Annotated in this window: 10 protein-coding genes and 1 pseudogene; 5 read left to right on the top strand and 6 right to left on the bottom strand. The window is 61.6% G+C overall.

All coding sequences use genetic code 11. The features are described from left to right. Positions 1-190 precede the first annotated feature (190 nt). The gene (locus ACF8SD_RS23040) at positions 191-1,099 is read right to left on the bottom strand and encodes a LysR family transcriptional regulator (protein WP_009685043.1); all 909 of its coding nucleotides are present in this window, start codon (positions 1,097-1,099) and stop codon (positions 191-193) included. Positions 1,100-1,369: 270 nt separating this feature from the next. On the opposite strand from ACF8SD_RS23040, the gene ACF8SD_RS23035 reads away from it, so the two are divergent. From ACF8SD_RS23035 to ACF8SD_RS23025, 3 genes are all read left to right on the top strand, one after another. Then, complete coding sequence (locus tag ACF8SD_RS23035) at positions 1,370-1,816, top strand: universal stress protein (RefSeq protein WP_392483637.1); 447 nt, start codon at positions 1,370-1,372, stop codon at positions 1,814-1,816. 93 nt (positions 1,817-1,909) lie between these two features. Next, a complete protein-coding gene (locus ACF8SD_RS23030; protein ID WP_201206841.1) occupies positions 1,910-2,236 on the top strand; it encodes a type II toxin-antitoxin system PrlF family antitoxin in 327 nt (108 codons plus the stop codon). Continuing rightward, complete coding sequence (locus tag ACF8SD_RS23025; RefSeq protein WP_392483636.1) at positions 2,233-2,700, top strand: type II toxin-antitoxin system YhaV family toxin; 468 nt, start codon at positions 2,233-2,235, stop codon at positions 2,698-2,700. Before ACF8SD_RS23030 ends, ACF8SD_RS23025 begins: the two co-directional genes overlap by 4 nt. A 226-nt stretch (positions 2,701-2,926) precedes the next feature. Here the strand turns inward: ACF8SD_RS23025 and ACF8SD_RS23020 are convergent. Further along, a pseudogene (locus ACF8SD_RS23020) lies at positions 2,927-3,124 on the bottom strand (efflux transporter periplasmic adaptor subunit); the annotation flags it as partial. An 86-nt stretch (positions 3,125-3,210) separates the two neighbouring features. Between ACF8SD_RS23020 and ACF8SD_RS23015 the strand changes: the two are divergent. Then, positions 3,211-4,158, top strand: coding sequence for an RHS repeat-associated core domain-containing protein (locus tag ACF8SD_RS23015; RefSeq protein WP_392483635.1), 948 nt, complete (start codon positions 3,211-3,213; stop codon positions 4,156-4,158). Between the two features lie 212 nt (positions 4,159-4,370). Here ACF8SD_RS23015 and ACF8SD_RS23010 read toward each other — a convergent pair whose 3' ends face one another. The 4 genes from ACF8SD_RS23010 to ACF8SD_RS22995 are packed head-to-tail and all read right to left on the bottom strand — an operon-like array spanning position 4,371 to position 9,150. Continuing rightward, positions 4,371-5,231 carry an efflux RND transporter periplasmic adaptor subunit gene (locus tag ACF8SD_RS23010; protein ID WP_392483634.1) on the bottom strand — a complete coding sequence of 287 codons (861 nt, stop codon included), beginning with the start codon at positions 5,229-5,231 and terminating at the stop codon, positions 4,371-4,373. Positions 5,232-5,241: 10 nt separating this feature from the next. Continuing rightward, positions 5,242-5,442 (bottom strand): DUF1656 domain-containing protein, encoded by a 201-nt coding sequence (locus ACF8SD_RS23005; protein ID WP_009685040.1) that lies wholly within the window; start codon positions 5,440-5,442, stop codon positions 5,242-5,244. Positions 5,443-5,446: 4 nt separating this feature from the next. Then, on the bottom strand, positions 5,447-7,624 hold the full coding sequence (locus ACF8SD_RS23000) for an FUSC family protein (RefSeq protein WP_392483633.1): 2,178 nt from the start codon (positions 7,622-7,624) through the stop codon (positions 5,447-5,449). Next, positions 7,621-9,150 (bottom strand): efflux transporter outer membrane subunit, encoded by a 1,530-nt coding sequence (locus ACF8SD_RS22995; RefSeq protein ID WP_392483632.1) that lies wholly within the window; start codon positions 9,148-9,150, stop codon positions 7,621-7,623. The genes ACF8SD_RS23000 and ACF8SD_RS22995 overlap by 4 nt, the downstream gene beginning before the upstream one ends. A gap of 191 nt (positions 9,151-9,341) precedes the next feature. On the opposite strand from ACF8SD_RS22995, the gene ACF8SD_RS22990 reads away from it, so the two are divergent. Beyond that, entirely contained in the window at positions 9,342-10,289 is a 948-nt protein-coding gene (locus ACF8SD_RS22990; protein WP_173891013.1) for a LysR family transcriptional regulator, read from the top strand. Positions 10,290-10,309: the final 20 nt, after the last annotated feature.

Raw genomic sequence — 10,309 nt, 5'->3', positions numbered from 1 at the left:
CCGAAACAAACGTAGGAGCGGGTTTACCCGCGAAGCGCCGCGCGGGCGGCGCTCGATCTCACAGGCGCTGAAGATGCTGCGGCTACCCTTGCCAGAAACCATAAAATCTCCCACAGGTACTGCACAGGGCTTGAGATCAATGCGGTCGAGGTGGGAGCTGGCTTGCCGGCGATGAGGCCCTTACAGGCAATCACGGATCAACACTGCAGCAAGCCTTCAAGGTCTGCCGCAACCACCTATGTGCGGGGTCGTTGTGAAACCGCGGGTGCCAGGCCTGCAGCACCGTCACCCGCTCCAGCGGTACCGGAATCTCGAACGATCGCAGTGGCAACCCGAGCTTGTGCACGCTGTTGAGGATATTCGCCGGCATCGGCAGGATCAGGTCCGAATCCGGTAGCGAGAACAGCGCCGAGTGAAAACTCGGGGTAATCAAAGCCACGCGCCGTTGCACCTTGAAGTTGGCCAGCTCGACATCAATCGGCCCGTTGGCCCGGCCACGGCGGGACACGCTGATCTGTGGATAACTGGCAAAGCTGGTCGGCGTGATCGGCTGCTCGAAGATCGGGTGGTCGCGCCGAGCCAGGCCCACATAGTAGGTCTGGAACAGGCTCTGCACCTTGATCTCCGGTCCCAGGTCCACGGTCGAGCTGATGATCAGGTCGGTGCGCCCGTCGCGCAGCACGCTGTCGTCGTCGCCGCCGGGGCTTTCCGGCACGAAGCGCAGCACCGTGCGCGGTGCCTGCTCGTGCATGCGGCGCAGCAACTGAGCGCCATAAAGGGCGATGAACAGGTCATTGGTGCGAATGTTGAAGGCACGGTCGAGCTTGGGCAGGTCGACTTCATCGGCGCTGCGGAACACTTCCCCGGCCTGCTCCACCAGCGCCGCCACCTGCTCGCGCAAGGCCAGCGCCCGTGGCGTCGGCACCAGCCCACGGCCCGCGCGCACCAGGATCGGGTCGCCCAACGCATCGCGGATACGACTCAGCGTCCTGCTCATGGCCGCGGGGCTCAGGTTCATGCGCTGCGCCGCGCCGACCACACTGCCTTCGTCGAGCAGGGCATCGAGGGCGACGAGCAGGTTCATGTCCGGGAGTTGCATGGCCGTGTTCCATTACAGCTGGGGAGTGGCGATGGTAGCAGGTTGGCGGATTGCACCAGACGCAATGCGCCCGTGCGTGGTGGGGTATTTATTCTGGACGGTGATTGGGTCATAACACTTGCAGTGCCTGCACCGCACCTATCGCCGGCAAGCCGGCTCCCACAGGGATCCCACAATGCCTAAGGCCTGTGTTGAACCGGTGGGAGCAGGCTTGCCGGCGATAGGGGCGGTGCAGGCAAATGACTAGCCAGCCAGAAGCAAGGATTCTGCATGCCCAGCCCAGTCCTGATCGCCATCGACGCCTCCCCCGCCGCCACCGCCCTGCTCACCCTCGCCCGCCGTTACTGCCGCCCCGGCGAACACGAATTGCACGTGCTGCTGGCCATCGACTCTACCTTCGCCGTGCACGAGCAACCCGCGCCCTACACCACCGAAGAGCTGGAGCAATACCCCGCCGCCTGCAAGGAACAGCACCAGGCCGACGACGCGGTGGCCAAGGCGGTAGGCGAGTTGCGACAGGCCGGCTTCGCCAGCCAGGGTTGCATGATCGCGGGGCAACCGGTCGAGGCGATCGTAGCCAAGGCGCAGGAACTGAACTGCGAACTGATCATCATGGGCCACCGCCACCTGTCACGGTTGGGGCGGTTGCTGGACCCATCGATCAGTGCGAAGGTGATCGACCGGGTTGAGGTGCCGGTGCTGGTGGGGGCGGCGTGAACCGCTGATCAGTCGGGTAATGCATTTGCATTGACCAGACAATGCAATCGCATTACCTTGACGGACGTTGATGGACCTCAATGGACATGCGCTATGGCTACCACTTTCGAAGTCGAGTCCACGCTGACCGATCGTTACCAGACCACAGTTCCTGAAACCGTGCGTCGTGCCTTGGGTTTGAAAAAACGTGACAAGATCCATTACTCGATTCGCCCTGACGGTGGGGTGATACTCACCCGCGCAGAGGCAACCGAGGATGATCCGGTGCTGGGCCAGTTCCTGAGTTTTCTGGCCCACGACATCGCAACAAATCCTCAACGGCTGCAGGTTGTCGATGCTGACCTCATCGCGCGCCTCGACAAGCTTGTCGGCGACGCGGAGGTCGATCTGGATCAACCTCTGTCGGCGGATGATGAATGAGTGATGCGAAAAAGACGCCTCTGGTTATTCACGGATGGACTGTATTTGCCCACCCGCTGTTCCTGGCCAAGCTTGACGCACTGAGCGTTCAAGTTCAGGCCCAGATGCAGAAGGACCCAACGGGTTACACGAAAAAGAATGCTTATAAGCGGCTGGCAGCCATCAAGCGGTTAGCGTTTGATGTAATCCCTCAAGACCCTACAAAACCTGAGTACCGCCAGGGTGCAACGCTTGGCGGTGATCACAAGCACTGGTTCAGAGCGAAGTTCTTCCAGCAATACCGCTTGTTTTTTCGCTATCACACTCCCAGCAAGATCATCGTGCTTGCCTGGGTCAATGACGAGTCGAGCAAGCGCGCCTACGACAGCAGCGACGACGCTTACAAGGTTTTTCAGAAGATGCTGCTAACCGGCCGTCCACCAGACGATTGGGACCAGTTACTCCGAGAGTCTTTGGCCGATTGAGCCCAATCGCGCATGCGCAATAGCTAACACGGGCACTCCGGTGTCGCGCAGAGAACCAATGCTGTTAGGCGCACAGCGTACCCTGTGGGAGCGGGCGCGCCCGCGAACACCGGCGCAGCCGGTGCCAGCCACCGCGTAGGATTCTTCGCGGGCATGCCCGCTCCCACAGGTCCAGCGCTGTATTCAAAGGCGGTGCAGTTCCTGTGGGCCAGAATGGCGCCGCAGGTCACCCCTCGCTCGGCTTCACCACCACCGTACACGTCGTCCCCGCCGCCAGCAAAAACCCTTCCGGCACTTCATCGATATGAATGCGCACCGGCACCCGCTGCGCGATGCGTACCCTTTGAAGCTGGGGGTTCATATTGGCACTCAGCTCGCAGCATGGGAGATTGTCGCTGTCGTAAATACCGCAGGTGATGTCGTCACTTCCGTTAGCGCATTCCCTGACAATTTTGCCAGTTGCACGAATACGGCCAGGTAGTAAGGTGGGCATAACTCAAGGAGCCACGAATGCGTTACTTCTACAATACACATAACCTTGCCATGTTAGAGAGCATTGAGACATTTACTCGATTCGTGAGTCATGACCACCACTGTTTGGCTCTTCAGCGCTCCACACTTTCGCCAACCCACGTGCTGGCCCTTGATCCCATGGGCTCAGCGTTGGTGTACGCATTTCCGAGCGGACGCATGTGCCAGGCATATTCACCTTTCGGTTTCACAAAAAAGACAGCAGCGGCTATACCTGTGGGATTTAACGGCGGATATCTCGACTTATCGAATGGGTGCTATGGGTTAGGCAACGGACACCGCTGGTATTCACCCGTCTTGATGAGGTTCACCACCACCGACACACTCAGCCCATTTGGAAAGGGTGGACTTAACGCCTACAGCTATGTACTTAATGACCCTGTCAATCGCTATGACCCAGACGGCCGTACAGGTGAAAAATACATGTTCCTCAGAAACCTAAAGCCGGTTAAAAGAGAGAGTAATAATTTCGGGATTTACTTAAAGCCATCTCATATAAAAAATAAATCCGACTTAATTCTGCATGGCCATGGAAGCTACAATAGCATAAAAATTGGAGATAGCGTTCATGACGCGAATACCATCCCGGCGCTGATAAAATCATTATCAATTCAACTGCCTGATATCGAGGACATTTTCTTGCTGTCCTGTAACAGCGGCGCTGCATCCGGAAACTTACTCTCACTCGCACAGCGCATTGCCAATATAACCTCGCGACCGACATATGGATTCGACGGAACGATCCAAGGTTCTATAAGGCCAGATGGAGCCAACGGATACCGGGCAAGGGTCCTCGCAGAAATTTATCCCGGATTTTATCCGCTACCCTTTGAGGCCAAGGATGACATCTATACAACCACCCCTATTTTATTTTATCCCAACGTGCATACGCCTATCACCGTTTCCAAGAACATAAGGTCAAACTAACAGCGCTGCATCCAAAAACGGTGCTACCGCCCTTTATGAACCGTGGATACTGCACCTCTGTCAACACACGCACCGCACACCTGTTTTTTCTTCAGGAAGAACAGCCGGTGCCAGCCACCGCGTTGGATTCTTCGCGGGCATGCCCGCTCCCACAGGTCCAGCGCTGTATTCAAAGGCAGTGCAGTTCCTGTGGGCCAGAATGGCGCCGCAGGTCAGCCCTCGCTCGGTTTCACCACTACCGTACACGTCGTCCCCGCCGCCAGCAAAAACCCTTCCGGCACTTCATCAATGTGAATGCGCACCGGCACCCGCTGCGCCAGGCGTACCCAGTTGAAGGTCGGGTTCACGTCGGCAATCAGCTCGCGGCTTTGCGGGTTGTCGCGGTCATAGATACCGCGGGCGATGCTTTCCACATGGCCCTTGATGCGCTCGCCGCTCATCATCTGCAACTCGGCCTGGTCGCCCACTTTCACGTGCGGCAGTTTCGTTTCTTCGAAGAACCCGTACACCCAGAACGAGTTTTCATCGACCACCGCCATCACTGCTTCACCCGTGCGCGCGTAGTCGCCCTTGTGGATATTCAGGTTGGTCACGTAGCCGTCCACTGTCGCCACGATGTGCGTGCGCTTGAGGTTCAGCTCGGCGGCAGCCAGTTCGGCGAGGGCTTGCTGATAGTCGGCCTGGGCGGAGTTGGCGATGTTGCTGGCGTCGTCGCGGTTTTCCTTGGAGATCACCAGGTTGTCCATGTCGGCACGGCGCTTGGCATTGACCTTGCGCATGTCCCAGGTGGCCTTGCGCGAAGCGACCAGCGCCTTGGCCTGGTCGACGGCCAGTTGGTAGTGCTCGGGGTCGATCTGGATCAGCAGGTCGCCCTTCTTCACCCGCTGGTTGTCCTTGACCGGTACGCCCACCACATAACCCGGCACGTCGGCAGCAACGTTGATGATGTCGGCACGTACGCGGCCGTCACGGGTCCATGGGGTGGTCATGTAGTGCACCCACAACTGGCGACCGATGGCCACGGCAGCGACCAGCACCAGCAAGGTGGCGATCAGGCTGAAGAACTTTTTCATCGAAGGTTTCTCACCAGTAGACAGTAAGCGCCATGGCGCCGAACAGGCAGACGAACAGGCTCAGGCGCAGCAGCGCCGGGTGCCAGAAGAAGCGGTAGCCATCATGGCTGGCAATGAACCGGTCCAGGCCCCAGGCCAGGCCCAGGGCGAACAGGAACATCAGGGTCATGGTGGGCATGTACACGCCATGGAAGGCGATTTCACGGGGCATGCTTTCAGGGAGCATCAGGCAATCCTTTCGCCGGCACCAGCGGCGACTGTGGGTCGAGCAAGGAAGAACGGATGAAGTGCAGGTAGCTTTGCGCACGGCGCAGCACCGAGGTATCGAAGTGCCGGGCGAATGGCTCGTCGGTGGCCTGCACCCGGGCAATGGCATGGTCCACTGCTACCAGCGCGCGTTCGTGGTTGCTGGCACTGGGCTGCAGAAACAGCCGTGCCAGGGCCCGGCCCATCACGCGGATAGCCTGGCGCCACGGTTGCGACTCGGCATAGGCCGGGTGCACCGGGGCGCGGGCCTGCTCCTTGCGCAGCTCGATAACCGCGTGGCCGACCTCCAGCACGGTGAACATCCAGCCCATCAGCTCGCTCTGAACCTTCGGCTTGCCGGCTGCCAGGCCGTAGGCCTGGTGCAGCAAGTCGCGGGTGCGGCTTTCGAACGCCGTGCCGATGCCACGCAGGCGGCCGCTGATGGCAAACAACACCTGCTCGCGCAGCTCCTGCTCCAGGCGGCTCCACAACCAGCGGCTGTTGGGTGGCAGGATGATCGCCCCGGCGGCGGCACACACGCACATGCCCAGAATCATGCCGATGTAGTCATTGATGAAGCTGTAGGGGTCGTACACGGTCAGGTTGTTGGGTACCGAGCCGATGGCGAAAAACACCAGCAGGCCGATGCCGTAGCCGGCGTAGGCTGGCCGTGACGAGAGAAACGCGCCGAGCACGAACACGGGCGCCAGCACCATGCACAGCAATGGGAACCCATCGATCCAGGGGAACACGAAAAAGGTCTCGAAGAAGCCGACCAAGGCCCCCAGCGCAGTACCGCAGGCCATCTGGAACGACATGCGCTTGGGGTTGGGCGAGGCTGCCGACAAGCCCACGGTCACCGTGGCGATCAGGGTCATCATGGCGCCACTGGGCCAGTCGCTGAGCAGCCAGTAGCTACCCAACAGCAACAGCACTGTCGAGGCGCGCACACCCGCTGCCAACGACACCAGCCAGCTGGTCTGCGCCACATAGGGCTCGTCCCATTGCTCGCGCTCATGCTTGTGTGCAGCCAGCGAGGCGTGGGTTTCGGCGTAGCTGAACATTTCGTCGATGAAGCGGTACAACAGCTCGAACACCGTGTGGAAGTCGAGCTGGTCGGCCGCGCTGGGCCCGGTTGCCAGGTAGTCGGCCCGCAGGCTACGCACCTGGGCTTGCAGGCCTTCCTTGTACGCGCCCAGCTCCAGGGTCAGGCGCAAGGCATCGGCGTCGGTCAGCGCCCGGCCCACGTAGGGTTGCAACAGCTCCACCAAGGTGTTCAGGCCCGGCTCGATGGCCGTGACGATCTGCCGCGGGCCACGTGCCCGCAGGCGTTCCAGCAGGCGGTGCAGGGCGTTGAAGCGTGTGGTGATGGCCATGAACTCGCTGTTCATACGCACCAGCCGGCCACTGCGCCGGCGCATGTGCGGGTCTTCGAAGGCGGTGACGTTACGCAGGCTTTCCAGGCCCACCGCCTCGGCCACGAAGCGCACGTTGCTGCTCTCGAAACGGTCACGCTGGCTGTCACCGCGCAAGGCCTCGACCACCACGCCGGCGAACACACCAAAGCGCTGGTACAGGGCGTTACGCATGGCGGCGCTGGCCGACTGCGGCAGGATCGCGGCACTGACGAAGGTCGACACCAGGATGCCCAAGGCAATTTCCAGCACCCGCCACACCGCCGCCATGAACGCCTGGTCGGGGTGCTGCAGTACCGGCAGGCCGATCATGGCCGCGGTGTAGCCGGCCAGCACGAAGCCATAGGCGCGGAAGGTACGGTAGCGCATGGCACCGGCCGAGCACAGCCCAACCCACAGCGCCAGGCTGGGCAGGAACAGCTCGGTGTTCTGCGGAAAAATGGCAATCAACGCCACCATCATCGCCGAGCCGGCCAGGGTGCCGAGCACCCGGTAGAAGCTCTTGGCGAACACATGGCCGCTTTGCGGCTGCATGACGATGAACACGGTGATCATCGCCGTGCGCGGTTGGGGCAGCTCCAGGCGCATGGCCAGCCACAAGGTAATGAACGCGGCTGCCAGTACCTTGAAGATATAGACCCAGGTCACGCCATCGGTACGCGCCCAGGCGAAGAAGCCGCGACGCCATTCCAGGCTTTGCAGCCAGCGCACAGGCAAACTGGAAGTGCTCATTCAGCGTTGTCCGGCCGGGTATCGAAAATGGCCAGGGTCGCCGGGGTCTTCGGCGCAGCCTGGCGTTCTTCCTGGGGTACGTCCTGGCCAGCCTGCAGGCCACCGCCCAGCGCGGTGACCAGCTCGGCATGGGCGATCAGGCGTGCCGCCTGCACCTGCTGCTGCACCTGCTGCTGGCGGAACAGCAAGGTCTGCGCATTGAGCACGTTGAGGTAATCGGTAAGGCCACGCTGGAAGGCGACCATGGCGATATCGTAGGTTTTCTGCGCGGCGGCCACCGATTCGGCAGCGAAGTGCGACTGCTGCTGCATCGACTCGCGGCGGATCAACTGGTCGGAAATGTTCTTCAGCGCACCGACCACGGTCTGGTTGTAGCGCGCCACGGCCACGTCATAGCCAGCCGAGGCCACGCCCAGCTGCGAGCGCAGGCGCCCGCCGTCGAAGATCGGCAGGCTGATGGCCGGGCCAACGTTGTAGTTGAACTTGCGCCCGGTCAGGAATTCCAGCGGCCCGCCGCCCGTGGCCATGAAGCCCAGGCTGCCGACCAGGTCGACGTTGGGGAAGAAGCCGGCGTGCGCGACGTCGATGCCGCGTGCCTGGGCAGCCACCTGCCAGCGGCTGGCGACCACATCCGGGCGTTGGCCGACCAGTGCCGCAGGCAGGTTGGACGGCAGCTTCAGTGGTGCGGCCAGGGCCAGGGCCGGGCGCTGCAACTGCGCGCCCTCCCCCGGGCCTTTGCCGGCCAGGGCAGCCAACTGGTTGCGGGCCAGGGCGATTTCTTCGTCGAGGCTATCGAGCTGGCGATGGGTTTCCGGCAGCGGCGCTTCGGCCTGGCTGACTTCGAAATGGGTGCCGATACCGGCCGCCAGGCGGCGCCTGGCCAAGGCCAGGATCTGTTCTTGCTGTGCCAGCTCGGCCTTGACGATATCGCGCTGGGCAAAGTGCAGGCTCAGCTGGATATAGGCGCGCACCACGTTGTTCTGCAGCTCCAGTTGCGCCTGGCGCGCTTCAGCCACGCTCATGTGCGCCTGGTCTACGGCCTGTTCACTGGCGTTGCGTTCACCGCCCCACAAGTCCAGCGCGTAGCTCAAGCCAATGGCCGCGTTGTTGTCCCAGGTGTTGGCACCCGACAACGCACCAGGCCCATAGAACTGGTCTTCAGGCCAGTTGTGGCGCTTGAGCGTGGCCTGGCCGTTGGCCTGGAGCTTTTCAGCCGACTCGATCACACCGGCCATGGCCTTGGCTTCACGCACCCGCGCGGCGGCCATGGCCAGGCTCGGGCTGCCGGCCACTGCCAGGGCAACCCAGCGGTCCAGTTGCGGGTCGCCATAGGCGTGCCACCACTGCTGGTCGGGCCAGTGAGCATCGCTTGCGGCTTCGCGAATGGCCGCGTCGGTGGTCAGGGTATTGGCTTGCAGCGTCTTGCTTTGCGGGGCGATGCCCCAGGTTCCGATACAGCCGCTCAAGGTGAGGGCAAGGGCACAGGCACTGAACGCACTGAGCGTTCTGATGATGCGACGCGGCACAGCTGCGATTTCCCGAGGAAGAGGTGGAGAGGCGGAGCAATTCTAGGGGGCAGCAGCACTGGCGATAAGCGTAGATTCCTGCGAATCTTTGTTACCAAAATGGCGATAATCCGCCTTTGGTCGAAGGTAAGTTTTCATAACTTTTGCGTTGCTTCGTGACACAATTTTGTCCTCTACCTAGAGAGTGACCCATGGACACCCTGCAAAACATGCGTGCTTTCAGTTGCGTAGCGCAATTAGGCAGCTTCACGGCCGCTGCGGCGCAACTGGACACCACCACCGCGAACGTATCGCGGGCGGTCTCCAACCTGGAAGCCCATCTGCAAACAAGGCTGCTCAACCGTACCACCCGCCGCATTGCGCTGACCGAGGCCGGCAAGCGCTACCTGATGCGCTGCGAACAGATTCTGACCTACGTCGAGGAAGCCGAGGCCGAGGCCAGCGACGCCCATGCGCGCCCCGCCGGGCAATTGAAGGTGCATTCGATGACTGGGGTGGGCCAGCATTTCGTGGTCGATGCGATTGCCCGCTACCGTGAATCGCACCCCGACGTGACCTTCGACCTGACCATGGCCAACCGCGTGCCCGACCTGCTTGACGAGGGCTATGACGTGTCCATCGTGCTGGCCACCGAGCTGCCGGACTCGGGGTTCGTTTCGCAGCGCCTGGGCATCACCTACAGCATCGTCTGCGCGTCGCCGGCCTACATCGCCCGCAATGGCCTGCCGCACAAACCTGCCGACCTGCTCAAGCACGCCTGCCTGCGCATGGTCAGCCCGGTGATCCCGCTGGAAAAGTGGCTGTTCGATGGCCCGGAAGGCCAGGAGATGGTCAACATCACCAGCTCACCGTTCATGGTCAACACCGCCGACGCCATGAAGACCGCGATCCGCAGCGGCATGGGCGTAGGCGTGCTGCCGATTTATTCGGCCATCGATGGCCTGCGCGACGGCAGCCTGGTGCGGGTGCTGCCGGAGTACCGCCTGCAGGAACTGAACCTGTACGCCATCTACCCGTCGCGCCAGTATCTGGATGCCAAGATCAAGACCTGGGTCGAATACCTGCGCAACTCGCTGCCGGAAATTCTTGCCGCGCATGAGGCCGACCTGAAAACCCATCAGGTGCTGATCGCCAACTAAGGGAAGCTGCAAGTCGCAAG

The organism is Pseudomonas sp. CJQ_9 (genome assembly GCF_043106615.1).
GTDB classification, from domain to species: domain Bacteria; phylum Pseudomonadota; class Gammaproteobacteria; order Pseudomonadales; family Pseudomonadaceae; genus Aquipseudomonas; species Aquipseudomonas juntendi.
This window is presented reverse-complemented; position numbering and strand designations above follow the sequence as displayed.